This is a genomic window from Streptomyces sp. NPDC002896 (assembly GCF_040295225.1).
GTDB lineage: Bacteria > Actinomycetota > Actinomycetes > Streptomycetales > Streptomycetaceae > Streptomyces.
In genome coordinates this window covers 1-23798 of sequence record NZ_JBEOVA010000030.1, presented here as the reverse complement: position 1 = coordinate 23798, position 23798 = coordinate 1, and the positions used below count along the sequence as shown (strand labels likewise).

The 23798-nt window shown below is 70.5% G+C and carries 22 protein-coding genes and 2 pseudogenes; 14 read left to right on the top strand and 10 right to left on the bottom strand.

Annotation, left to right across the window (positions count from 1 at the left end; genetic code table 11):
• Position 1 precedes the first annotated feature (1 nt).
• Both ABT009_RS37030 and ABT009_RS37025 read right to left on the bottom strand, forming a co-directional pair.
• Positions 2-1480, bottom strand: coding sequence for a sugar ABC transporter ATP-binding protein (locus ABT009_RS37030; protein ID WP_351305437.1), 1479 nt, complete (start codon positions 1478-1480; stop codon positions 2-4).
• Positions 1481-1607: 127 nt separating this feature from the next.
• Positions 1608-2705 carry a substrate-binding domain-containing protein gene (locus ABT009_RS37025; protein ID WP_351305326.1) on the bottom strand — a complete coding sequence of 366 codons (1098 nt, stop codon included), beginning with the start codon at positions 2703-2705 and terminating at the stop codon, positions 1608-1610.
• A gap of 572 nt (positions 2706-3277) precedes the next feature.
• Here ABT009_RS37025 and ABT009_RS37020 point away from each other — a divergent pair.
• The 3 genes from ABT009_RS37020 to mtnB are packed head-to-tail and all read left to right on the top strand — an operon-like array spanning position 3278 to position 5201.
• Complete coding sequence (locus ABT009_RS37020) at positions 3278-3877, top strand: 1,2-dihydroxy-3-keto-5-methylthiopentene dioxygenase (RefSeq protein ID WP_351305325.1); 600 nt, start codon at positions 3278-3280, stop codon at positions 3875-3877.
• A complete protein-coding gene (gene mtnC, locus ABT009_RS37015; protein WP_351305323.1) occupies positions 3874-4596 on the top strand; it encodes an acireductone synthase in 723 nt (240 codons plus the stop codon). The genes ABT009_RS37020 and mtnC overlap by 4 nt, the downstream gene beginning before the upstream one ends.
• Entirely contained in the window at positions 4593-5201 is a 609-nt protein-coding gene (gene mtnB / locus ABT009_RS37010; protein ID WP_351305321.1) for a methylthioribulose 1-phosphate dehydratase, read from the top strand. Before mtnC ends, mtnB begins: the two co-directional genes overlap by 4 nt.
• A 57-nt stretch (positions 5202-5258) precedes the next feature.
• Here the strand turns inward: mtnB and mtnA are convergent, their stop codons facing one another.
• On the bottom strand, positions 5259-6299 hold the full coding sequence (gene mtnA / locus ABT009_RS37005) for an S-methyl-5-thioribose-1-phosphate isomerase (RefSeq protein WP_351305319.1): 1041 nt from the start codon (positions 6297-6299) through the stop codon (positions 5259-5261).
• 310 nt (positions 6300-6609) lie between these two features.
• Between mtnA and ABT009_RS37000 the strand changes: the two genes are divergently transcribed.
• The 11 genes and pseudogenes from ABT009_RS37000 to ABT009_RS36950 all read left to right on the top strand — a co-directional run bounded on the left by ABT009_RS37000 (position 6610) and on the right by ABT009_RS36950 (position 16517).
• The gene (locus ABT009_RS37000) at positions 6610-7656 is read left to right on the top strand and encodes a BMP family ABC transporter substrate-binding protein (RefSeq protein WP_351305317.1); all 1047 of its coding nucleotides are present in this window, start codon (positions 6610-6612) and stop codon (positions 7654-7656) included.
• A complete protein-coding gene (locus tag ABT009_RS36995; protein ID WP_351305315.1) occupies positions 7637-9232 on the top strand; it encodes an ABC transporter ATP-binding protein in 1596 nt (531 codons plus the stop codon). Before ABT009_RS37000 ends, ABT009_RS36995 begins: the two co-directional genes overlap by 20 nt.
• Before the next feature lie 3 nt (positions 9233-9235).
• Entirely contained in the window at positions 9236-10309 is a 1074-nt protein-coding gene (locus ABT009_RS36990; protein ID WP_351305313.1) for an ABC transporter permease, read from the top strand.
• The gene (locus tag ABT009_RS36985) at positions 10309-11187 is read left to right on the top strand and encodes an ABC transporter permease (RefSeq protein ID WP_351305311.1); all 879 of its coding nucleotides are present in this window, start codon (positions 10309-10311) and stop codon (positions 11185-11187) included. Before ABT009_RS36990 ends, ABT009_RS36985 begins: the two co-directional genes overlap by 1 nt.
• Positions 11184-11939: a nucleoside phosphorylase gene (locus ABT009_RS36980; RefSeq protein ID WP_351305309.1), complete on the top strand. Its 756-nt coding sequence runs from the start codon at positions 11184-11186 to the stop codon at positions 11937-11939. Before ABT009_RS36985 ends, ABT009_RS36980 begins: the two co-directional genes overlap by 4 nt.
• Complete coding sequence (locus ABT009_RS36975) at positions 11936-13252, top strand: amidohydrolase (protein WP_351305307.1); 1317 nt, start codon at positions 11936-11938, stop codon at positions 13250-13252. The genes ABT009_RS36980 and ABT009_RS36975 overlap by 4 nt, the downstream gene beginning before the upstream one ends.
• On the top strand, positions 13249-13860 hold the full coding sequence (locus ABT009_RS36970; RefSeq protein WP_351305305.1) for a sulfite oxidase-like oxidoreductase: 612 nt from the start codon (positions 13249-13251) through the stop codon (positions 13858-13860). Before ABT009_RS36975 ends, ABT009_RS36970 begins: the two co-directional genes overlap by 4 nt.
• The gene (locus tag ABT009_RS36965) at positions 13853-14608 is read left to right on the top strand and encodes a ferredoxin reductase (protein WP_351305304.1); all 756 of its coding nucleotides are present in this window, start codon (positions 13853-13855) and stop codon (positions 14606-14608) included. The genes ABT009_RS36970 and ABT009_RS36965 overlap by 8 nt, the downstream gene beginning before the upstream one ends.
• 498 nt (positions 14609-15106) lie before the next feature.
• A pseudogene (locus ABT009_RS47550) lies at positions 15107-15565 on the top strand (integrase); the annotation flags it as partial.
• 27 nt (positions 15566-15592) lie between these two features.
• Positions 15593-15877, top strand: a pseudogene (locus tag ABT009_RS47545) (integrase core domain-containing protein); the annotation flags it as partial.
• A 187-nt stretch (positions 15878-16064) separates the two neighbouring features.
• A complete protein-coding gene (locus tag ABT009_RS36950) occupies positions 16065-16517 on the top strand; it encodes an integrase core domain-containing protein (protein ID WP_351305447.1) in 453 nt (150 codons plus the stop codon).
• 44 nt (positions 16518-16561) lie between these two features.
• Here the strand turns inward: ABT009_RS36950 and ABT009_RS36945 are convergent, their stop codons facing one another.
• The 7 genes from ABT009_RS36945 to ABT009_RS36915 form a co-directional block, all read right to left on the bottom strand.
• Entirely contained in the window at positions 16562-16750 is a 189-nt protein-coding gene (locus tag ABT009_RS36945; protein WP_351305301.1) for a hypothetical protein, read from the bottom strand.
• Positions 16751-16777: 27 nt separating this feature from the next.
• Positions 16778-17542 carry an N-acyl homoserine lactonase family protein gene (locus tag ABT009_RS36940; protein ID WP_351305299.1) on the bottom strand — a complete coding sequence of 255 codons (765 nt, stop codon included), beginning with the start codon at positions 17540-17542 and terminating at the stop codon, positions 16778-16780.
• 64 nt (positions 17543-17606) lie between these two features.
• Entirely contained in the window at positions 17607-18656 is a 1050-nt protein-coding gene (locus ABT009_RS36935; RefSeq protein WP_351305297.1) for an NAD(P)-dependent alcohol dehydrogenase, read from the bottom strand.
• A gap of 13 nt (positions 18657-18669) precedes the next feature.
• Complete coding sequence (locus tag ABT009_RS36930) at positions 18670-20082, bottom strand: aldehyde dehydrogenase family protein (RefSeq protein WP_351305295.1); 1413 nt, start codon at positions 20080-20082, stop codon at positions 18670-18672.
• A gap of 231 nt (positions 20083-20313) precedes the next feature.
• On the bottom strand, positions 20314-21489 hold the full coding sequence (locus ABT009_RS36925; protein ID WP_351305293.1) for an FAS1-like dehydratase domain-containing protein: 1176 nt from the start codon (positions 21487-21489) through the stop codon (positions 20314-20316).
• A 57-nt stretch (positions 21490-21546) separates the two neighbouring features.
• Entirely contained in the window at positions 21547-22716 is a 1170-nt protein-coding gene (locus ABT009_RS36920; RefSeq protein WP_351305291.1) for an iron-containing alcohol dehydrogenase family protein, read from the bottom strand.
• A gap of 104 nt (positions 22717-22820) precedes the next feature.
• A partial coding sequence (locus ABT009_RS36915) for a CaiB/BaiF CoA transferase family protein (RefSeq protein WP_351305289.1) occupies positions 22821-23798 on the bottom strand: 978 nt, incomplete at its 5' end.

Sequence of the window (23798 nt, the reverse complement as noted above, 5' to 3'; positions counted from 1 at the left end):
ATCAGACGGATGCCGAGAGGGTCTGGATGACGCGGTCGCGCTCTGCGCCTTCTCCGTACGCGTCGAGGCGGATCTCGCCCCCGGCGAGGACGACGACCCGGTCGGCGACCTCCAGGGCCTCGTCGACGTCCGCGGAGAGGACGACGACCGCGGCCCCCTCGGCGGCCAGGGCACGGGCCCTGCTGCCGATGTCGCGGCGGGCGCCGATGTCCACACCCCGGAACGGTTCGTCCAGGATGAGAACGCGCGGGCTCTCGGCGAGCCAGCGGCCGACGACGACCTTCTGCTGGTTGCCGCCGGAGAGCTGCTCGACCGTGCTGTGCTCGTCGCGGGCGACGATGCCGAGCCGCTCGATGGTGTCCCGGCCCTGCCGGTCCTCCTTCGCATGGCTCACCAGGCCCGCCTTGGACAGGGACCTGAGGAACGGCAGCGAGAGGTTCCGGGCCAGCGACCAGCCGGGGATCAGCGCGTCGGCGTGCCGGTCCTCCGGTACGAGGTGGACGCCGCGCCGGATCGCGTCGGCGGGCCGGCGCGGCCGGAACGGTTCGCCGTCCAGTTCGACGACTCCCTCGGTGAAGGGTTCGGCGCCGAACAGGCCGCGGGCCAGCTCGGTCTTGCCCGCGCCCAGCAGGCCGACGACGCCGGTGACCTCACCGGCCCGGATGTCGAGGTCCTGGGGAGTGCGGCCGGGCAACAGCGGTACGCCGCGAAGGGAGACGGCCACGCCGCCGGTTCCGCCGTTGCCGTCGGTGGGGCGGGCGGTGCCGGCGCCCTGCTCCTGGGCGAGCATGGCGCGCAGTGCCCGGTCCCAGTCGAAGGGGCGGGCCTGGTCCTCCGTGAGACGGCCGTCTCGCAGAACGACCAGCCGGTCGGCGAGCGCGTCGATCTCGCCGAGCCGGTGGGAGACGTACAGCACGGCGATGCCGTCGTCCCGCATCCGCTCGACGAGGGCGAACAGCCGCTCGGCCTCGGCGGCGGAGAGCGCGGAGGTCGGCTCGTCGAGGATCAGCAGCCGGGGGCGGGTGGCCAGGGCGCGGGCCAGGATCAGCAGTTGCCGGTCGGAGATGCCGAGTTCGGTGACGTCGCGGCGCAGGAGGGCGTCGCTCCAGCCGAGGTCGAGCGCGGACTGGATCTCGCGGGCGCGGGCGAGCAGCCGCCGTCCGTCGAGGAAGGGGTTGCCGCGCCGCTGGGCGAGTTCCTCGAAGACGAGGTTCTCGGCGACCGAGAGGCCGGGGACGATGCCCTCGCCGATGCGTTGGTGCACGGTCTGGATGCCCAATTGGCGGGCGGCCAGCGGTGACTGGAGTGCGGCGGGTTCGCCGGATACGAGGACCTGGCCGCCGTGGTCCTTGTGCACTCCGGAAAGGATCTTGATCAGGGTGGACTTGCCCGCTCCGTTGGCCCCCAGCAGCGCGACGACGCTGCCGGGGGCGATGTCCAGCGACACGGAGGCGAGGACGGTCTTGCCGCCGAACGCCATGCTGACGTCGTGCAGCGAGATCGCCGCGGTCTCCCCGGGTGCGCCGGCGGGCGGCTCTGCCGATGTGCCGACGGCTGTGTCCCACGGTGCGCCGACGGCGGTCTCGGCCGATGCGCCGGTGTGCGGCTCAGTGGGCGACATTCGGGATCCAGTCGGCAGCGCTGGCCTTGGAGAGGTTCAGGGCCGGGAGCGCCTCGCGCAGCTGGTCCATGTTCTCGATCTTGTTCTTCCGCAGGAAGTCCTGGGTGATGGCGACCGCCGGGAACTCGACCGAGGTCGTATTCAGCTGCCCGGCCAGTTCCAGCGCCGCGGTGCGCACGACCGCCGCGCCGACCGCCGACGGGTCCGTACCCGCGGTGGCGACCCAGGGGCTGCCCTTCTCGGTCATGACCTGGATGTCGGCGTTGGAGACGTCCGCGCCGAAGACCTTGACCTTGTCCGCCAGCTTCTTGTTCTGGACCGCGAGGACCGTGCCCTTGGCCAGTTCGTCGTACGGGGCGAAGATGCCGGCCACGTCCGAGTGCTGGGTGAGTACGGCGCTAACCAGCGGGACGTTGTCGGTGGCGGTGGAGTCGGTCACCTTGCCGACCTTGAACGCCTGCTTCCAGCCGTTGGCGTCGGTGGCCTTCTCCCAGACGCTGTCGCGCTTGTCGAGGGCGGCGTAGCCCGCCACGTTGACGTATCCGACCTTCTGGCCCTTGCCGAGGTCCTTCGCCATCACCTCGAGGACGGCGGAGGCCATGCTGGCGTCGTCCTGCTTGGTGCTGACGACCTTGTCGTTGGTGGTCTCGACGTCGTAGACGACGACCTTGATGCCCTTCTTCACGGCCTTGTCGATCTCGGGCTGGATCGTGGCGGGGAAACCGTGGTCGACGATGATGGCCTGCGCCCCGGAGTTGATGGCCGAGGACAGGTCGGTGGCCTGCTTGGCGTTGTCCGCCTGGGCGTCATAGACCGTCAGGTCGATACCGAGGGCCTTGGCCTGCGCCTTGGCGCCGTTGCCCCACTGCTCGAAGTAGTCGCCCGCGCCGCTCTGCCGCACCAGGGCGACCTTGACGGTGCCCTTGTCGAAGGGGGCGGGCTTCTCGGCGGTGGCGGCGGATGCGGATGCGGCCGAATCACCGGAGTCCTTGGAAGCGTTCGACGACTGCGAGCAGCCTGCTACGAGGAGGACAGAGGCGGAGGCGAGGGAAAGCGCGGCAAGGGGGAATCCGGTGCGGGACACGAGTGGCTCCATGACGGTTGAGCAGGGAAGGGGACGCCGGGCCGGAAACACCGGACAAGAGGAAGGACGCGCTGCGTCGGCTGCGCCTGTCGTCTCACTGGCCGCGCATCGGCACAGCGAACGAACGCACACAGCGCCGAGGGCGGTTGAGGGCTCCGGGGAAGCTCAGCGACAGCTGGCTGTGGTCGACCGGAGCAAATCCACATACAGCCGCCGCACGAGCAGCAGCATCGTCATAGGTAGATCATGTGAGCAATTTCAGTCAGGCGTCAAAACACGAGTCGCCAAATACCAACAAGTGAGACAACGACTTCGTCACACTCCGCCACTCGACGGCCTGGAGTTACCATCCGAGGAACCGGCATCCGACCCGGGACAGTGAGGCCCCCATGACGACACCAGGCGCGACAGCGATGCGACGCTGTCCCTGCGCGCCATGTCGCGGCTGATCCAAGGCCCACGTCCCCGCGCAGTCCGCCGCTTCCGTCGCCAGGGCCTCTCCCCGGCAGACCCCGTCCCGGTCCCGGTGCCCGTGCCGCATCCGGACTTCCCTTCCAGATCCTGGAGTTCCCATGACCCTGCTGACGACCTGGCCGGAGTCCGGCCCGGAGACCGTCGTGCGACGCACCTCCGACCCCGCCGAGATCGCCGCCGCCCTCGCGCCGCTCGGCGTGCGCTTCGAGCAGTGGCCGATCCGCGAGGACGTCCCCGCGGACGCCGACAGCGACACGGTCTTCGCCGCGTACGGCCCTGAGATCGACAAGCTCAACGCCGAGGAGGGCTTCACCACGGTCGACGTGCTGGGGCTGCACCCGAGCGACGACCCCGAGTACCCGGTGAAGGCGAAGGCCGCGCGTGAGAAGTTCCTGCAGGAGCACACGCACGACGACGATGACGAGGTCCGCTTCTTCGTCTCCGGCGCCGGCATCTTCTATCTGCACGTGAACGGCGAAGTGCACGCCGTGTACTGCGAGAAGGGCGACCTGCTGGGCGTGCCTCGTGGCACCACGCACTGGTTCGACATGGGCACCCGGCCCGCCTTCACCGCGATCCGCTTCTTCCACGAGGAGGACGGCTGGATCGGCAACTTCACCGGCGACCAGATCTCGGACCGCTTCCCCGACTTCGACACCATCGCCGCCGGCTACGAGAAGGACCGGGCAGCAGCGTGACCCACCTGTTCGACGTGGACTCCGTGGTCCTCGACATCGAGGGCACCACGAGCGCCACGGGGTTCGTCGTCGACGTGCTCTACCCGTACTCGCGCGCCCGGTTCGCGGCACTGCTCGCCGAGCGGAGCGGCGACCCGGAGGTGGCACGCGCCGTCGCCCAGGTGCGCGAGCTGCTCGGCGAGCCGGACGCCGACGCCGTACGTGTCGAGAAGGCGTTGAACGCCTGGCTCGACGAGGACCGCAAGGCGACCCCGCTCAAGACCCTCCAGGGCATCGTGTGGGCGGAGGGCTTCGCACGCGGCGACCTCACTTCGCACTTCTACCCGGACGTGGTTCCGGCGCTGCGGCGCTGGCACGCGGCGGGCGTCCGGCTGCACGTGTACTCGTCCGGTTCGGTGGCCGCGCAGCGCGCCTGGTTCCGCAGCAGCCCCGAGGGCGACCTGCTGCCGCTGGTCGACGGGTTGTACGACACGGAGAACGCCGGTCCCAAGCAGTCACCGGAGTCGTACCAGGCGATCGCGGACGCGCTCGGCGCCGCGGACCCCGGCCGTCTCCTGTTCCTCTCCGACCGGCCCGGCGAGCTGGACGCGGCCCGGGGAGCGGGCTGGCAGACCGTGGGCGTACGGCGCCCCGGCGAGCCGTACTACGAGCAGGGCGTCGGCAGCCACCCGGAGGCCGGCGTCTTCGACGACATCACCATCGCAAGGAGCACCACGTGACCGCCGAGATCTCCGCACTCGACCTGGAGGAGGCCGGGGCCGTACTGGCCGCGGAGTCGGCCCGGTTCGCCTCCTTCGGCTGGATGCGCGGCACTTCGGGCAACCTGTCCGTGGTGCTCTCCCGCGATCCGCTGCGGCTGGCGGTGACCGCGAGCGGCCACGACAAGGGTGAACTGACGGCCCGTGACGTGGTCCTTGTGGACGGCGCGGGCGCAGCGGTCCAGGGCGGCAAGCCCTCCGCCGAGGCCGAGCTGCACGCGCGCGTGGCGGCGCTGACCGGTGCCGGGGCGGTCGTGCACGTGCACACGGTGGCGTCGGTGGCGATGGGCCGCCGCAAGCCGGAAGGCATCGTCTTCAAGGACCTGGAGATGCTCAAGGGCGTCGGCCAGCCGGCGCACGACGTGGAGGTCACCCTCCCGGTCATCGCCAACAGCCAGGACATGAAGGAGCTGGGCGACCGCCTGGAGGCGGCGCGCGACCCCCGTATGCCCGCGGTCGTCGTGGCGGGCCACGGCCTGTACGTCTGGGGCGCGGACCCGCGTCAGGCCCGACACCACACCGAAGTTGTCGAGTGGCTGCTGGAGCTGGAGCTGGCGGGACGCTGACCGGCACAGCGAAGGGCGCCGTCGCTCCTGAGGAGCGGCGGCGCCCTTCGGCGTGCGTCAGGCCAGGTGCTGCCCCGGCAGCTCACCCGCCGCGACCTCCAGGACACCGCGTTCCGTGACGAGGGCCGTCACCAGACGCCCTGGCGTGACGTCGAAGGCCGGGTTGTGGCCCCGCGACTCGGCGGGTGCGGTGCGGACGCCCGCCCACTGAAGTATCTCGTCCTCGCCGCGCAGTTCGATGTGGATGGCCTCGCCACGCTCCGTCGACAGGTCGACAGTCGTGGTGGGCGCCGCGACCACGAACGGTATCCCGGCGTCGGCGCAGGCCAGGGCGACACCCACGGTGCCGACCTTGTTCGCCGTGTCCCCGTTGGCGGCGATCCGGTCCGCTCCGACGATCGCCGCGTCCACCTCGCCGCGCAAGATCGTGCCCGCGGCGGCGCCGTCCGCCTGGACGTAGTGGGGGATGCCCTCCTGCGCCAGCTCCCAGGCGGTGAGCCGGGCGCCCTGCAGCAGCGGCCGGGTCTCGTCGGCGTACACCGCCTCGATCCGCCCGCGCTGGTGCAGTTCGCGGATGACGCCGAGCGCCGTGCCCCAGCCCGCGGTGGCCAGCGCGCCCGTGTTGCAGTGCGTCAGGATGCGCAGCGGGCGGTCCCCGGCACGGTCGGCGGTCCGCTTCAGCAGCCAGTCCGCGCCGTACGCCCCCATGGCACGGTTGGCCTCGACGTCCTCGCGCTGGACGGCCGCGGCTTCCTCGAGCACCGCGCCGAGTCCTTCGTCGAGCCGCTGCCGGACGCGATCGACGCAGACGGCGAGGTTGACGGCGGTGGGCCTGGCCTCGCGGATCCGGGAGACCGCCGCGAGCAACTGCTCCCGGTCCCAGCCCTCGCGCTCGCCCTGCTGCAGGGCCAGCGCCACACCGTACGCTCCCGCCGCGCCGATCGCCGGTGCGCCGCGCACCACGAGCCGCTGGATGGCATCCACCAGGTCGTCCACATCGCGGACTTGGAGGATCTCGGTGCGGTGTGGAAGGGCGGTCTGGTCGATGAGCGCAAGACCGTTTCCGGTCCAGTCGACGGCGCGCAGTTCCTGGGGCATAGCGGGGCACTCCTGATGTTCCGAGATGCGCGCCACCGTACATGACCTGGGGACCCAGAGTTTGAGACAGTCGCGCAGGTGTCCGGATTCCGGTGTTACTCTCCTGCACCCGCAGCCCGAGTGCCGATGCGAAGGAGGACGTGTGCTGCTGACGATGCGCCGCTTCCTCGACCACGGCCGGTGCGCCAGCGACGGCTGTCGCCGCTGAACGTCCCTTCGACGCAGCCGTTCTTCCTCACCTCCCCCTCCTTCAGCCTCTCAGCGCTGCCGCACGGGTGCGCTGCCCGACGTCCCCGGAAGGCCATCGACGATGACCCTCAGAACCCGTTCCCTCCAGCTCGCCGCGGTCGCGGCCGGTACCGTCCTGCTCACCACCGGCTGCAACGCGGCCGCGAAGGACAGCGCCGACGACGCCGGCACGAGCGGCGGGAAGTCCTTCACACTGGTCACCCCCGACCCGGTCGGGCAGAACGAGTTCCTCAAGCTCGCGGTCACCGGCCTGAAGTCCGCGGCGAAGGCGCACGACGGGTCGCAGAAGGTCTACCAGAGCTCGGACACCGCCTCGCAGCAGCAGAACGTGCAGGCCGCCGTCGACGCGAAGCCGGACGTCATCGTCCTTGTCGGCTTCGAGTTCGCCGACATCGTCGCGCAGCAGGCCGAGAAGAACCCAAAGCAGCAGTTCCTGATGGTCGACGCGTGCACCACGAAGACGTACAAGAACGTCAGCTGCGCGGTGTTCCGTGAGCACGAGGGCGTCTATCTCGCGGGCGCCGAGGCCGGGCTGCTCAGCAAGAGCGGCAAGGTCGGCGCGGTCGACGTGCTCGACACGCCCCAGTTCCGGCGCTTCAGCGACCCGTTCGCGGCCGGTGCCAAGCAGGTGGCCCCGAAGACGTCGACCTCGACGCGCTTCGTCGGCGGCCAGTCCCCGTTCGACGACTCTGCGCGCGCCAAGGAGCAGGCGAACTCCCTGCTCTCCAAGGGCTACGACCACCTCATGGCCGCGGCGGCGGCCGGCAACTACGGCGTCTTCGAGGCCGCGAAGGCCAAGGGCGCGTACGCGTACGGCGTCGACGTCAACCAGTGCCCCTCGGCGCCCGGCACGGTCGTCGACAACGTCATCAAGCGGACGGACGTCGCCGTGGAGAAGGGCATCGAGCAGGTCCTCGACGGCAAGACCGGATCGACGGTCTCGTACGGCCTCAAGGAGGGCGGCATCAGCCTGACGGGCCTGGAGGACGGCGTCGACACCTCGAAGTGCGTCATCGCGCAGCACAAGGACGTCCTGAAGAAGATCGAAGCGCTGCGCGACCAGATCGTGTCCGGAGAGCTGAAGGTCGATGACCCGGCAGCCAAGTGACCTGCCGGCCGGGGCCGTCGAGGCCCCGGCCGACGGCATCGCGGCCGTCGAACTCCGCGGCATCACCAAGCGCTTCCCCGGCACCCTCGCCAACGACGCCGTCGACCTGACCGTCCGCCACGGTGAGATCCATGCCCTGATGGGCGAGAACGGCGCGGGCAAGTCCACGCTGATGTCCATGCTGTACGGCATGGAGCGGCCGGACGCCGGTTCGATATGCATCGACGGGCGCGGGGTGTCCTTCGGCGACCCGGGGGACGCGATGGCCGCCGGGCTCGGCATGGTCCACCAGGGCTTCAAGCTGTTCGAGTCGCTGACCGTCGCCGAGAACGTCGTCTACGCGGCCGAGCCACGCCGCTTCGGTCTTGTGGACCGGACCGCCGCCCGCAGGCGCGTGCGCGAACTCGCCGAGGAGCACGGCCTCACCGTCGACCCCGACGCGCGGGTCGGCGACCTGCCGGTCGGGCTCCGGCAGCGTGTGGAGATCCTCAAGCTGCTGCACCGCGGCGCCCGTACGCTCATCCTCGACGAACCGACCGCGGTCCTCACGCCCGCCGAGGCCGACGCCCTGTTCGCGGTGCTCAAGTCGCTTGCCGCACAGGGCCGCACGGTGATTCTCGTCACGCACAAGCTGCGCGAGGTGCTCGAGGTCAGCGACAACGTGACGGTGCTGCGCGACGGCCGGGTCGCCGCCCGGCTGCGTACCGCCGAGACCACCGCCGACGAGATCGCGGCGGCGATGACCGGCCGCGCCGTGGAACTGGACCGCGTGCACGCGCCCGGCACGCCCGGGGATGTCGTGCTCGACGTCGCCCGCCTGAGCGCAGGGGACGCCGTACGCGACGTGGAACTCACCGTCCGCGCGGGGGAAATCGTGGGTATCGCGGGCGTCGCGGGCAACGGCCAGAGCGAGCTGATCGAGGCGCTGGCAGGACTGCGGACCGTCACCGCCGGCCACGTGACCCTCTCCGGCCGGGACATCACGCACGCCTCCGCGGCCGAACGCCGCACCGCGGGCCTCGCGTATGTGCCCGAGGACCGGCACGCGGTGGGCACCGCGCCCGCCGCGTCCGTCGCGGACAACCTGGCCATGGGCCATCACCGTACGGCGCTGTCCTCGCGCCGCGGCCTGCTGCCGCCCAACGCGGTACGGGCCCATGCGCGGCGCCTCGTCGAACGCTTCGGCATCAAGGCGTCCACGCCCGAGGTCCCCGCATCGGCGCTGTCCGGCGGCAATCTGCAGAAGCTGCTGATCGGACGCGAACTCGCCCACGAAGCCCCGCTGCTGCTGGTCGAGCAGCCCACCCGCGGCGTCGACATCGGCGCGATCCAGAACATCCACGACCAGCTCATCGCCTACCGCGACGCGGGCCACGCCGTCCTGCTGGTCTCAGCGGAGCTCAGCGAGATCCGCGGACTCGCGGACCAGGTCCTGGTGATGTACGAGGGCCGGGTCGGCGCCACGTACGCGAAGGACGAGGCGGACGAACGGTCCCTCGGCCTGGCGATGGCCGGTGGCATGGCCTCCGCCGTGCAGCAGCGCGAAGCCACCGCGCAGGACGAAGACGGAGACTGACACATGGCCCGCACATCGGACCTGGCCGCTATATCGAAGGCCCTCCGCTCCCCCGTCACCTTCTCCGTCCTCGCCGGAGTCGTCATCGGCGCCCTGTTCCTCATCGGCACGGGTGCCGATCCGCTCGCCGCATACGGCGCCGTCATCACCGGATCGCTCGGGGCCGACGGGATCGGGGCGACGCTGAGCACCGGCACCAGTGTGCTGGGCATGGCGCTCGCGCTGGCCGTCCCCCTGCGCGCCGGGCTCATCAACCTCGGCGGGGACGGGCAGTTGGTGCTGGGCGGCATCGCCGCCGCCGTCACCGGGCTGTACTCGCCGCTGCCGGCGCCCCTCACCGTGGTGCTCGCGCTGCTCGCCGGGATGGCCGCGGGCGCCGCGTACGCCGCGCTCGCCGCCCTGTGCGAGAACCATTTCGGCGTTCCGCTCCTCGTGAGTAGCCTGCTGCTCAGCTACCCCGCCACCAGCCTCGCCTCCTATCTGGTCCGCTATCCGCTCAAGGAGCCGGGCTCCAGCCTCCCGCAGACGCGCCAGCTGCCCGAGGGCGTGGCGCTGCCCGCGTTCGGCTCGTCGACCGTGACCGCCGGGCTGCTGCTGGTGGTGCTCGCCGCGGCCGCGTACTGGTTCACCGATTCCCGTACGGCCATCGGCTACGAGATCCGCATGACGGGCCTCAACTCCCGTTTCACCGCCTACGCGGGCGTGGACCGCAAGGGGCTGACGCTGCGCCTGATGGCGACGTCGGGCGCGCTGGCGGGGCTCGTCGGCGGGATCGGCGTGCTGAGCTTCCCGTACCGCTTCGTCGACGGCGCGCTCACCGCACCCGGCTACACCTGGACGGGTCTGACCGCCGCTCTGCTCGCGGCCGCCGCCCCACTGGGCACGGCCCTCGCGTCGTTCTTCTTCGCCGTGCTGCAGGTCGGCGGGCTCTCGATGGAGCGCACCACGGAGGTGCCGCGCGAGCTGACCCAGGTGCTGCAGGCCATTGTCATCGTGTTCCTGGCGGCCCGGCTGCGCTTCCCGCGCAGGCGGAAGAGCGCCGACCGGGAGCCCGTCACTCAGGGGGAGTTCGCCTGATGTTCCTCGACTCCGATCTCCTCATGTCGGCGTTGCGCGCGCTCACGCCGATCCTGCTGGCCGCGCTCGGCGGTGCGCTGTGCGAGCGCGCGGGCGTCTTCAACATCGGCCTCGAGGGCATGATGCTCGTGGGCTGCTTCACCGCCGTGTCCACCAGCTGGTTCACCGGCAGCCCGTGGCTCGGCGTGCTCGCGGCCGCACTGGCCTCCGCCGCGTACTCGCTGATCCTCGCGGTGGGCGCGGTGACGCTGCGCGGTGACGCGGTGGTCCTGGGCGTGGCCATGAACCTCCTCGCCGTGGGCCTGACCAGCTTCCTTCTCCGTACGGTCTTCGGGGTGCAGGGCACCTTCGACGACCCGGACCTCGCCGGACTCCCGCTCGTCGGAGGCTTCTCGCCGCTGACGTATCTCGCGTGGTCCGCCGTGGCGGTCGCCGCCGTGCTGCTCTCGCGGCACGTGTGGGGTCTGCGCCTGCGGGGTGTCGGCGAGGCCCCGGACGCCGCGGCGACACTCGGCGTGAGCCCCGTCCGCTACAAGTACGCGGCCGTGCTGGTGTCCGGGCTGCTGTGCGGGCTCGCCGGGGCCCAGCTCGCCCTCGGCAACGTCACGCTGTTCTCCGAGAACATGACGGCGGGGCGCGGCTGGATCGCCGTCGTGGCCGTCATGCTCGGCCGCGCCCTGCCGCTCGGCGTGCTGCTCGCCGCGCTGCTGTTCGGCCTCGCGGAGGCCGCGGGCTTCCGCCTCCAGGGCCTCGGCCTGCCGCAGCAGGCGACCGACGCCGCGCCGTACGTCGTCACGCTCGGCGCCCTCTTCCTCACCACGGCCCGGCGCCGTGGCCGTACCGCCCGTACCACCCGTTCTTCTGGAGCCACCTCATGACGCAGGATCTGCTGCCCGTCACCCGCATACCCCGCACCGGCCTGCCCCCGCGCGCCCTGGTCGTCGGCGACCCGGCGCGTGCGGCGGCCGTCGCCGCACTGCTCGACGGAGCCGAGGAGGTCTCGTACCACCGCGAGTACCGGGTGTTCAGCGGCAGTTGGAAGGGCCTGCCGGTCACCGTCGCCTCGCACGGGGTCGGTGCGCCGGGCGCGATCCTGCTCTTCCAGGAGCTGGCGGACGCGGGGATCCGCACGTTCCTGCGCTTCGGCACCGCGGGCGCGATGAAGCCCGGGATCGCCGACGGCGACCTCGTGATCGCGGAGGCGGCCGTGCGCGACGACGGCGTGACCCAGCAGCTGCTGCCGCCCGAGTACCCGGCCGTGTCCGCGCCCGAGGCGGTCTTCGCACTCCAGCGCGCGGCACGCGAGGCGGGCGCCCCGCACCACCGGGGCATCGTGTGGACCAGGGCCGCCTTCCAGCCGGGCCTCATCCCCCTCAACGCGTACGACAGGGCCGGGCTCGCCGCCATCGAGATGGAGCTGTCCGCGTTGCTCGTGTCCGCCTCGCTGCGTGGGCTCGTCGCGGGCGGCGTGCTCGTCGTGGACGGCGCGAACGCGGACGAACTGGTCGACGAAGAAGCCACCGGCGGATACAACCCCCACCGCGAGGTCGTGGCGCAGGGCACGGAGCGCGGCGCCGTCGTCTCGTTGGAGGCGCTGCGGCTGCTGGCGGAGGAGGCGAACGAGGCGTGAGCGTCGCTGCCGACCTCCTCGTCCACGGCGGTGACATCCTCACGGTCGACGACGCGGGCACCCTCGTGCGCGACGGGGCTGTCGCCGTGCACGACGGCGAGATCCTGGCGGTCGGGCCCGCCGAGGAACTGTGCGCCCGGTACGCGGCCGCCGACACCCTCGACGCGACCGGCTGTCTGGTGCTGCCCGGCCTTGTCAACACCCACACACACCTGGCGATGACGCTGCTGCGCGGCCGCGCCGACGACGTGACGCTGCAGGGCTTCCTCGAACGGGTGATCCGCTGGGAGAGCGAGCTGCTGTCGCCGAGGAACGTCGCGGCGGCGGTACGGGTCGCGGTCGCCGAGAGCGTCCGGGCCGGAGTGACCTCGGCGTTGGACATGTACTGGTTCCACGAGGCGGCCGAGCGCGTCGCGCAGGAGTCGGGCTGGCGCCTGCACACCGGCCCGACCTTCATGGACGTACCGGACCCCGCCGACGGCATCGCGTACGAGGACCGGCTCGAGTGGGCCCGCCGCGACCTGGCAGCACGCCCGGCACGGCCCGGTACCCGGCCCATCCTCTTCGCGCACTCGACGTACACCCTCTCCCCCGACCAGCTCACGGACATCGCCACGCTGGCCCGGGACTTCGGCGCGCTGCTGCACATCCACGCCGCGGAGAACGCCACCGAGGTCGCCACGGTCGAGGCCGCGCACGGCAAGCGGCCCGTGGAGCTGCTGGACTCACTCGGCCTGCTCGGCCCCGACCTGCTGCTCGCCCACGCCGTGGATCTCACAGGACCGGAGATCGTCGCGCTGGCCCGCACCGGCACGTCGGTCGCCCACTGCCCGGTGTCGAACCTCAAGCTCGGCTGCGGGATCGCTCCCGTGCCCCGGCTGCTCGGCGCGGGTGTGACCGTCGGCCTCGGCACGGACGGAGCGGTCAGCTCGAACACACTCGACCTGCTGGGAGCGGTGCGGCAGGCGGCACTCGTGCACAAGGCGGGCGGTGACCCCACGGCGGTCGGCGCCGAGCAGGCCGTGCGCATGGCGACGATCGAGGGCGCCCGCGCGCTGGGTCTCGACGCGCATCTGGGCTCCCTGGAGGCGGGCAAGCGCGCAGACCTGATCGTGCTGGACCTCAACCGGCCGCATCTCACGCCCCGCCACGACGCGTGGTCGATGCTCGCCTACGCCGCCCAGTCCTCCGACGTGCGCGACACGGTCGTCGACGGGCGCGTGCTGATGCGCGACCGCGCGCTCACCACACTCGACGAGACCGCCGCCCTGGCCGACCTCGAGGCCCTGTCAGACGTAGAGGCTCTGTCATGACCGTCACCCGAGGCTTCACCGGACGCTCCCGCGCGGAGGACCGCGATCCGCGGCTGCCACCCGGCCAGTACGACGCCGGGGACTCCTGGCCCGTACTGTCCGCCGAAGTCACCCCCCACCTCACGCCCGCCGACTGGACGTTCCGCATCGACGGCCTGGTGGCCGAGGGATGCACCTGGTCCTGGGACGAGGCGCACGCGCTTCCGCCATCCGCGTACGAAGGCGACATCCACTGCGTCACCAGCTGGTCGAAGTTCGGGGTGCGGTTCGGCGGGGTGTCCCTGGACACGTTCCTGGACCTCGCACGCCCCCACCCCTCCGCCACACACGCCGTCGCGTACGCACACACCGGGTACACGACGAACCTTCCGCTGTCAGACCTGACGGGCGGCCGCGCCTGGATCGCCTGGGAGTTCGACGGCAAGCCGCTGGCCCCCGAACACGGCGGTCCGGCACGGCTCCTCGTACCGCACCTGTACTTCTGGAAGAGCGCCAAGTGGATCGCGGGCCTGCGCATCCTCGACCAAGACGAGCCGGGCTTCTGGGAGCAGAACGGCTACCACGCACGCGGAAACCCCTGGAACGAGGAGCGGTACGCCGGTGACTGAGACCTTCACGCCCCCGACCCGGTTCGCCGTGCCGGGGCGGATCGCCGTGAGCAACCGCGCTGCGGCGACCTGGCAGCCGGCCCGCCTCGTAGAAATCCTCCGCGAGACGCCGCGCGCCTCGACGTTCCGGTTCGCCGTGCCAGGCTGGGCGGGTCATCTGCCCGGCCAGCACCTGATGCTGCGCCTGACGGCCGCCGACGGCTACGTCGCCCAGCGCCACTACTCCATCGCCTCACCGCCCGACGACACCGGCCACGTCGAGCTCACCCTCGACCATGTCGAGGGTGGCGAGGTGTCCGGATGGTTCCACCAAGTCGCCCGGCCCGGCGACACCGTCGAGGTGCGCGGCCCGCTCAGCGGGTTCTTCGCCTGGCCCGGCGACCGGCCCGCGCTGCTGCTCGGCGCCGGCTCCGGCGTCGTACCGCTGATGTCGATGGTCCGCCACCACCGCCGGCGCCGACTGACCGTCCCGATACGCCTGCTGGTCTCGGCGCGCGCACCCGAAGACCTGATCTACGGGGACGAGTACGGGGACGAGACCACCCCCTTCTTCACGCGTACCGCTCCGCCCGGAGTGCGCCCCGGCCGCCTCTCGGCCGCCCACCTCGAGCCGTACCTCGAGCAGCCGCCGGCTGCGGGCTGGGAGGCGTACGTCTGCGGCTCCAACGGTTTCGCGGAGCACGCCTCCCGGCTCCTCGCCGAGTTGGGCCAGCCCGTGGAGCGGATCCGCATCGAGCGCTTCGGCTGACCCCAGGGGCCGGACCGCATGGCGGACGGCCGACCGGCGTTCCTGTCCGGACTCCCTCACTCCTGCTGTACTCGAACCGCTCGGCCGGCTCCCAGGCCAGCAGCCTCTCGATCAGCTTGTGCAGCCAGCGCTGCCAGTTCCTCGGCCGGGGCGGCCTCGGCCGGAATCGGGCGCGCGTTCAGGGCCTGGGCCGCGGGCGGGAAGGGGGCAGCGAGCAACGCCGCAGACAAGGACCACGGCGCTCTCGGAGTTTTCCAGCACGGCCCGAACGGCAGCAGACTACGTGCGGGACATCTGTGGGCTCCTCTGTCGACGGGAAGGGCTGGTCATGGCGTAGACGGGGAAGTCCGCCGGGCGGGTCCAGTCTCTGTCGGCACCTCTGCGGGTGCCGATAAATCATCCGCCCAGGTGCCGGCCTTGATCACGATCTCTGGCCATGCCCGCCGCTCGCCCCGCGATCTTCACGTGGACAGGGGCCGGGCGGCATCATGATCCGTCGTGCTGCTGCGCCTGGCCTACCTCGCCGCGACCAACGCCTTCGCCCTCCTGCGTCTGCTGCCGATGAGCGACCGGGACAAAGGCATCAAGATCCTGGCACTGCGGCACCAACTACTGGTGCTGCAACACCAGGTCAGCAAGCCCTCATTCACCGACACCGATCGCGTAATCCTCGTCGGCCTGCTCCACCACCTCCCGATAGACAAGCTGCGCCACCTCCTGCTGCTGGTAGGCCCGGACACGATCTTGCGGTGACACCGCGACCTGCTCAAACGACGCCACGCCGCGACCTGCGTGCCAAAGCGGCGCGGACGTCCGACCACGATCCGCTCGATCCGCGCGCTGGTCCTGAGCCTGGCCCACGAGAATTCCTCCTGGGGGTATCGCCGAATCCACGGCGAACTCGCGGCTTTGGGCATCAAGGTCGCCGCCTCCGCCGTCTGGGAAGTCCTCCGGGAGATACTGATCCTGCGGCACGAGGTCGCGGTGCTGCGCCGCCAGGTCCCCGCTCCCAAATCCAGCTGGCCGGACCGGGCGCTGCTCCCCGCCCTGGCCCGGCTGCTCCCCCGGGCGCTTCGCGGGCACCGGATCGTCTCCCCACGCACCCTGCTCGCCTGGCATCAGCGCCTGGTGAAGAAGAAGTGGACGCAGCCGCCGTCGGCAGGACGCCAACCCCTGCCAGACGAGCTCCGCGACCTGATCTTCCGACTCGGCACAGAGAATCCCCTGTGGGGGTTCCGGCGCGTGCACGGCGAACTGCGCCGCCTGGGGCACAAGGTCAGCGCGGCCACCGTCCGCCGGGTCCTGCGCGCGGCCGGGGTCGGCCCCGCGCCGCGCCGCCATCCCGTGCGCCGCGAGTGGGCCGCGTTCCTCAAGGCCCAGACCAGCGGCCTGCTCGCCACCGATCTCTTTCATCTCGACACTATCGGACTGCAGCGGCTGTACGCCCTGTTCGTCAATGGAAGTACGCACCCGCACCGTCCACATCCTTGGCGTCACCTCCCACCCCACCGCCGCCTGGGCCACCCAGCAGGCCCGCCAGCTGCTGTGGCAACTCGGCGACCGCACCGCCTCCTTCACCCACCTCATCCGCGACCGCGACGCGAAGTTCACCACCGCATTCGACGCCGTGTTCGCGAGTGAGGGCATTACCGTGGCCAAGATCCCCCCACGCAGCCCCAACTGCAACCCGTACGCGGAGCGGTTCGTGCGCTCAGCACTGGAGGAGTGCACCGACCGGGTGCTGCTGATCGACCGCGGCCACCCGAGAAGCTCCTCCACGACTACGCCCGCCATTTCAACAGCCACCGGCCCCACCAGGGCCGCAACCAGCTCGCGCCCCACGACGACCCCGACATCATTCCCCTGCCCACAACCCGGATCGAACGCCACCAAGCCGTCGCAGGCCTGATCAACGAGTACCGCCGAGCCAGCTAGAGTCCGGGCAGGGCGGATTCAACCGGTCGTCGCAACACCGGCGAACACCAGGGAGGCGGCCACCGCGTACAACGTCAGGTCGTAGAACTCGATCACGGTGCCGGTGAAACCCGCCAGTGCGATGCGGCGCATCTGCTTGCCGTCGCGAGTGGGCACAGACGTCGTCCGTACGGTCTGCTGCTGATCCTGCTGGTCGGGCAACGTCATCGATCCTCCTGGAGAGCCCGAGGGGCATCAGTAGCCGAAGGCCGCCTTCTCGACCACCGTGTGATCGTGGCTGGGCAGGGGTGTCCAGCCGGTGCCCTTGAGGTGAGCGAGGCTGGCGCGGAAGGCGTCGAGGTCCGTGAACCGGCCGGATGGCAGCGGCAGTTCGGCTCCCGCGTTGTCCCAGTTGTCGAAGGTGTCGACGCAGTCACCCGTGATGACGAAGGTGCCCTCGCCCGTGTCGACGCGTACCCCCTGCGACCCGGGTGAATGTCCCGGCAGTGGCAGGACGCCAAGCCCGGGCGCGATCTCGCTCGCGCCGTCGAGGGGGCGAATCCGCTCCAGGCACCGGGCGAAGGGCGGCACCGCGTCGCCGTGAATCCCGTAGGCGCCCGTGGGTTCCGGGGACGGTCCGGTGGCGTGTCCCAGTTCTGCGCGCTGGACGAGTATCTCGGCGTTGGGGAACGCGTCGTTGTTCGAGCAATGGTCCCAGTGCAGATGAGTGTTGACGATCAGATCGACGTCGTCGGCACGCACCCCCAGACGGGCGAGCGCGGTCCCCACGTGCTCCCCCTTGCCCACCACGTACCCGTAGGGAATCCTGCGACGGATCTGTTCCTCGTCGGCCGGGCCGCCCGTGTCCACGACCACGGTCCGGTTGCGCGACCTCAGGACGAACATCACCAGCGGCATGCTGATGACCCGAGGGCTGTGGTCGTCGAGGTAGACCTCTTTGGCCGGGACGTCACGGAGCTCGCCGAGTTTCACGGCGTCTATGACCCACTTGGTCGTCATCTATGGACGGCCTTTCCACTTCGTTGTGGTGTTGTCGAGATAGCCGTGTCACCGACTCGCTGGCTCAGCCGGCCGCCATCGTCGCGATGTCGATGACGAACCGGTACCGGACGTCCCCGGCTGCGACCCGGTCGTACGCCGCGTCGATCTCGTCGGCAGCGACGACCTCGACCTCAGGGGTGATCCCGTTTCGGGAACAGAAGTCGAGCATCTCCTGCGTCTCCTCGATGCCGCCCACCAGGGTGCCCGCGAGCGATCGCCGGTTGTTCAGCAGCGAGAACACGTCGAGTGAGAGGCGCTCCTTCGGGACGCCGAGGCTCACGAACGTCCCGTCCAGCGCGAGGAGTTCCAGGAACGCGTCGTAGTCGAGGTTCGCGGGCACCGTGGAGAGGATGAGGTCGAAGGCACCGGCGAAATCGGTGAAGATCGCCGGGTCCGTGGACAGCCGGTAGTCGTCGGCTCCACGGCGGTAGGCGTCGGCCTTCTTGTCCATCGTGAGGTCGAAGACTGTGGTGTGCGCCCCGAGTGCCGCCGAGATCGGAACTCCTACGTGCCCGAGTCCGCCGAAGCCGATGATGGCGACTTTGACGCCCGGCCCGGCTTTCCAGTGCCGCAATGGGGAGTACAGCGTGATCCCAGCGCACAGCAACGGGGCGGCCTCCTCCAGCGGGATACCGTCCGGGATCCGGAGGACGTAGCCCTCGTCGACGACGATCTTCTCGCTGTAGCCGCCCTGGGTGAACTGTCCAGTACGGTCAAGGCAGTTGTACGTGCGGATGTGTCCGTTGCGGCAGTAGGGCTCCATGCCTGCGCGGCAGTAGTCGCACTCCCGGCAGGAGTCGACCAGACACCCGACTCCGACCCGGTCTCCGACCGCGAACTTGCGGACCTCGGAGCCGACGGCGGAGACGGTGCCGGCGATCTCGTGGCCGGGGACGAGCGGGTAGTGCGTCTGGCCGAACTCGCTGCGTGCGCGGCTGACGTCGGTGTGGCAGATACCGCAGTAGGCGATGTCGATCAGGACGTCGCCCGGTCCGACGTCCCTGCGCTGCAGCGCCATCGGCTTGAACGTCTCGTCAGGGCCCGCGTCCGAACGGGCGTTGACCGTGATCATGTCGATCTCCCGGTCAGCCGATGGACTTGTACTCGAGGAACTCCTCGATGCCGTAGCGGCCGAACTCGCGGCCGATGCCGGAGAGTTTGAAGCCGCCGTGCGGAGCGCGCTGGTTGACCGGGGAGCCGTTGATGCGGATGCGTCCGGCGCGCAGCCTGCCCGCGAGGCCGCGGGCCCGCTCGTCGGTCCCGGCCCAGATCGCTCCGGCGAGTCCGTAGTCGGTGTCGTTGGCGATCCGGAAGGCGTCGTCCTCGTCGTCGAACGGGATGATCACCACGACCGGGCCGAAGATCTCCTCGCGCGCGATGCGCGAGGTGTTGTCGCCGGAGAAGACGGTGGGCCGAACGAAGAAGCCGCGGTCGAGTCCTTCGGGGGCGTCCGGGCCGCCGGTGAGGAGGCGCACGCCCTCGTCGAGTCCGGACTGTATGTAGTCGCGGATCCGCTGACGCTGGTGGACGTTGGCGACCGGGCCGAGCGTGGTGGCAGGGTCGTAGGGGTCGCCCAGGACGTAGCTCTCGGCCTTGCGGACGGCGATCTCCTCGGCCTCGGCCAGCCGGGAGCGAGGGACGAGGACCCGGGACAGCCCGCCGCACACCTGACCGGAGTTGCGGAAGGCATCCTCCATGCCGACTTCGATGGCCCGCGCCAGATCGGCGTCCTCCATGATGACGTTCGCCGACTTGCCACCGAGTTCGAGAGCGACCTTCTTCACGCCCTGGGCGGCCAGCTCCATCACCCGACGGCCTGCCCGGACGGATCCGGTGAGGGAGACCATGTCGACCAGCGGGTGGGTGACGATGGCCTCGCCGACCTCGGGGCCGGTCCCGGACACGAGGTTGAACACCCCGTCGGGCAAGCCCGCGTCGGCGGCCATCTCGGCGAAGATGAACGAGCTGAGCGGTGCAACCTCGGTGCCCTTGAGCACGACGGTGCACCCGGCCGCGATCGCCGCGCCGGCCTTCATGCAGACCATCCGCATGGGGCCGTTCCACGGCGTGATCGCGCCGACGACGCCGGCCGGCTCCCGGGTGACGACGGTGTGGTCGACCTGCTCCTGCCAGGTGATCCCCGGCAGGCTGTCGGCGATGCTCACCAGGTCCGTGACGGCGGAGGCCCCCTGGGCCTCGGCGGCGATCGCGTAGGGCTGGCCGATCTCGCTGACGACGGCCCTGGTGATCTCGTCGGAGCGCTTCTCCGTCAGCTCGGCGAGCTTGCGCAGGAATCCCGCACGCTCCTCGACCGTGGTCTTCGACCAGGCAGGGAAGGCCGCGGCGGCTGCCTCGGCGGCGGCGTCGACGTCCACTGCCGTCCCGGCCGGAATCGTGACGACGGCCTCCTCGGTTACCGGATTGATCGCCTCGATGACATCGGTGCCCGCCGAGGGCACCCACTTGCCGTTGATGAAGATCTGGTCGCGTTCGATCACCGAACACACTCCTCGAGCCTTGTCACAGCAGCCATTGTTCGTATATAAGAACTAGCGATCGTTATTACGTCTGTAACGCTACGGACACCTGCACGGCGGTGTCAACGCCTCAGGGCGAGGCAATGCAGTGGTGACGCCCATGCCGCAGTGGGGGGTCTTCGTACCAGTGCGTACTGGTACGAAGACCCCCCACTGCTCACACATCTGACGGACCGGCAAGGTGTGCCGGTGTCACACCTCCGCCGCCAGGCGCCGCGGCAGAGCGACGGCCGCCGTGCCCGGCATGCAGTTCTGCTCCCGCTGGTTGTACGCCCAGGTCTCCAGGTGCACCACGGCGTCGCCGTCAGCGTCGACTTCCTTGCCCACGACCTTGCCGCCCAGCCGGACGACGTCCGACAGGTAGACGTGCGCCCGGTACTGACCGTGGATCGCCTTCACCGAGCCGGTGTCACCGATCCAGTGCGTGAGTGTGTGGAGCTGCCAGCAGGTGCGCTGGATGCCGACGTCGTAGGCGATCTGCGCGCCCTGAAGCCGAGCGGCGTAGTCGTTGTAGTGCACCGAGTACACCGGCTCGAGGGCCTGCGTGTTGGGGTCGCGGAAGGCCCACTTCGGGTGCTTGCGGTAGCGGCGCAGCGCCACGCCGTGCGCGGACAGGCGCGGGATCGGTGCGGCACCGGAAGCCACGTAGGCGATCTCGTCGGTGAGCCCGATCGGGCCCTTGGTCAGGGTGTCGAGCTCATCGCCGACCTGGACGTCCTCCCAGTACCGCGGCTCAGCACCGCGCGGGGCCTCGTTGAGGATGTCCTCTTCGATCTTCTCGAGCTCCTCGCCCGTCCACGGATGCGGGAGCTCGATCGCCCGCGAGCTGCGGCGCTTCTGCATCTCGCCGCGTTCGAAGCGCATCCGCGAGCAGATGAACCTCGCGACGAGCTGACCGTCCTGGTTCCAGTACTCCTGACGCAGGTAGTCCTTGATCCGGCGGCCGCCGAAGGCGCTCTCGACCGGGTCGTCGAAACCGTCGAACCAGACACGTGCCGTGATCTTGTCTCCGACGCGGATCGGGGCGTGGAAGGTCACGTCGGTCTCGGCGTGGAACCCGCCGAGACCACGCCATCCGACCTGGACCGAGCCCAGGCAGGCGAAGATGAAGCTCGGCGGGGCGACGATCTCGCCGAACGGGCCCTTGGCCGCGTACTCCTCGTCCGTCCACAACGGGTTGTCGTCACCGATGCCTTCGGCAAACCGCAGGATGGCCAGTCGGGTGGCGTATTCATTGTTCACGCACGCGTCCGTGCGCAGCTCGGTACCGATCAGGTTCCGCATGCTCGTCAGCATCTCTTCGGTGAACTTGCCGGTGGCGAGTTCCTTGCCGATCCTGTCGCCCTGCGGGGTTTCCGTCGTTGTCATCGCACTTCCTCTGTGATCGTCAATCGTCGTAACGGTTCGCAATGGGGGATTCGGCTGCTACCAAGCGCCGTTGATCAACTCGCGGACGTCCTGCTCCTCGGGAAGGCGCGGCCCTGCGGTGATGGCCCAGTCGTCCATGGCGTGGGAGGCCGCCTCGGCGAGCGACTCCTGCTCGACACCGATGTCCTGGAGGCGGCGAGGCGCCTCGAAGACGTCCAGGAGGCGCTCGACCTCCGCGACGGCCGCTTCCGCGCTGCCGTCGACAAGGCCCAAGTACTCCCCGATGGCCGCGAGCCGGCCGGGGACGACGCTCGCGTTGAATCGCATGGCGTGCGGCAGCAGCAGGGCTTCGACGACGCCGTTGGGCGCCGAGGACCTCGGCCCGATGGCGTGCGACAGGGCCTGCGCGAGTCCGCCGCCGGTGTGGTCGCTCCCCTGGCCGCTCATGATCGCCGCAAGCATCAACTGCAGTCGCGGGGCCGCCAGTTCCGGGTCCTTCGCGACCCGTGGCAGCCAGGTCACGACGGTGCGCAGCGCATGCGCCAGCTGTGCGTCGGCGAGCGGATCCACCTGACGGGACTGCAGGCCCTCCACCGCCATCGAGAAGATGTTCAGGGCCGCCGACCAGCTCAGCCGCGGGGGCGCGGTGAGCGCCATCCCCGCGTCGAGGACGACACCCTGGGCCCGGGCCTTCGGGTCGTAGAGCGCGAGCCGCTCCCCCGTCTCCGGGTCGCGTACAGCGGCACCCGCCTTGGCGAAGGCCGTGGTCGGCGAGCTCGGCACCACCCACTGCGGCAGCTTCGGCGCGGCGAGCTTCGGGCTCACGAGCCGGCCGTCCTCCCGCCGGGTGCACAGCTGCCGTACGTCCTTGCCCTCGCCCAGCAGCATGGTGGCCGCGCGGGCCGTGACGACCGACGAGCCACCGCCGATGGCGATCACCGCGTCCGCCTCGTGCTCGGCCAGGAAGTCCCTGGCACGCTCGACCGAGGGCAGAGGGCTGTGTTCCTCGACCCCGTCGAACTGCCCGACGAGGCGTTCACCGAGCGCCTCATGGACACGGCCCATCGCCTCGGTGTGCGCCGCCACCGCGGGAATGCAGATGATCACCGCGCGGCGTGCGCCGACCCGCGCCAGTTCTCGCGGCAGGGCATCCAGTGCTCCCTCACCGCAGAACGTGCGGAAGGCCGGGGCCACATGCCGGATCCTCAGATCAGGTTCAGCGCTCACGTGCTGTCGCTCCTTCTGTCGTGTCGCGTCACGGGCGCGCAGCTCGTACGCGGTACTCCCGCATGGGTAGTTGGGCTGGTTCGTTCACGGCGTGTGAGCGATGGTCAGATGGCTCCGGCGTCGCGGAGCTTTGCGATGTCGTCGGCGGACAGGCCGAGTTCGTCGGAGAGAACCTGGTCGGTGTGCTCGCCGAGTCCGCCGGAGCGGGTGGGTTCGACCATGGGCGAGTCGGAGAGGAAGAGCGGGCTGCCGAGAGTCATGAACGAGCCCTGCTCGTCCTCGACGGTGCGCAGCACGCCGCGTTCGCGGATGTGCGGGTCCTCCAGGAGTTCCGGCAGGGTCACCACCGGCGCGCACGGAATCTTGAGGTCCTTCAGCGCGGCGACGATCTCGTCCTTGCTCCGCGTCCGGGTCCAGGCGCCGACGACGGCGTCCACCTCGTCCATGTGCTCGCAGCGGCCGGGCATGGTGGCGAACCGCGGGTCGTCGGCGGCCGGGTCGTTCATCACGCCCCGCAGCCGGTCCCAGTGCTTGTCGGTCGGGCAGAGCACCGTCACCCAACCGTCCGCGGCCGGGTACGCGTTGTAGGGCGTGACCGACATGCCGCCGTGGCGGTTGCCGGTGCGTTCGAAGTCGGCGGTGTTCTTGCTGAGGAGTCCGGCGATGTTGGAGGTCAGGGACGGGACGACGGCGTCCTGGAGGGCGACCTCGACGTGCTGGCCGCGCCCCGTGTGTGTCCGCTGGAACAGCGCGGCGAGCACGCCGGCCAGGATGTGCGTCCCGGCCATGAAGTCCACCATCGAGGGTCCGGTGCGGACGGGGGCGCCGTCGGCGAAGCCGGTGGTGCTCATGATGGCGCTGCGGGCTTGGATGGTGAGGTCCATGGCGGATTCGCCGGCGTAGGGGCCGAAGGATCCGAAGCCGGTGCCTGAAGCCATGATCAGGCGGGGGTTGATGGCGCTGAGCTCGTCGTAGCCGAGGCCGAATCGGTCCATGGCGCCGGGGGAGAGGTTCTGCACGAGGACGTCGGCGCCTTTGACGAGGTCGCGCAGGACGTCGGCTCCGGCGGGCTGGGTGAGGTC

Coding starts and splice junctions, on each gene's coding strand:
- ABT009_RS36980 (WP_351305309.1), top strand. CDS start 11,184: ATGACGCAGGATCTGCTGCCCGTCACCCGCATACCCCGCACCGGCCTG.
- mtnA (WP_351305319.1), bottom strand. CDS start 6,299: ATGCCCCAGGAACTGCGCGCCGTCGACTGGACCGGAAACGGTCTTGCG.
- ABT009_RS36950 (WP_351305447.1), top strand. CDS start 16,065: ATGGAAGTACGCACCCGCACCGTCCACATCCTTGGCGTCACCTCCCAC.
- ABT009_RS36970 (WP_351305305.1), top strand. CDS start 13,249: ATGACCGTCACCCGAGGCTTCACCGGACGCTCCCGCGCGGAGGACCGC.
- ABT009_RS36935 (WP_351305297.1), bottom strand. CDS start 18,656: ATGATCACGGTCAACGCCCGTTCGGACGCGGGCCCTGACGAGACGTTC.
- ABT009_RS37020 (WP_351305325.1), top strand. CDS start 3,278: ATGACCCTGCTGACGACCTGGCCGGAGTCCGGCCCGGAGACCGTCGTG.
- ABT009_RS36940 (WP_351305299.1), bottom strand. CDS start 17,542: ATGACGACCAAGTGGGTCATAGACGCCGTGAAACTCGGCGAGCTCCGT.
- ABT009_RS36990 (WP_351305313.1), top strand. CDS start 9,236: ATGGCCCGCACATCGGACCTGGCCGCTATATCGAAGGCCCTCCGCTCC.
- ABT009_RS36925 (WP_351305293.1), bottom strand. CDS start 21,489: ATGACAACGACGGAAACCCCGCAGGGCGACAGGATCGGCAAGGAACTC.
- ABT009_RS37030 (WP_351305437.1), bottom strand. CDS start 1,480: ATGGCGTTCGGCGGCAAGACCGTCCTCGCCTCCGTGTCGCTGGACATC.
- ABT009_RS37000 (WP_351305317.1), top strand. CDS start 6,610: ATGACCCTCAGAACCCGTTCCCTCCAGCTCGCCGCGGTCGCGGCCGGT.
- ABT009_RS36995 (WP_351305315.1), top strand. CDS start 7,637: ATGACCCGGCAGCCAAGTGACCTGCCGGCCGGGGCCGTCGAGGCCCCG.
- ABT009_RS36985 (WP_351305311.1), top strand. CDS start 10,309: ATGTTCCTCGACTCCGATCTCCTCATGTCGGCGTTGCGCGCGCTCACG.
- ABT009_RS36945 (WP_351305301.1), bottom strand. CDS start 16,750: ATGACGTTGCCCGACCAGCAGGATCAGCAGCAGACCGTACGGACGACG.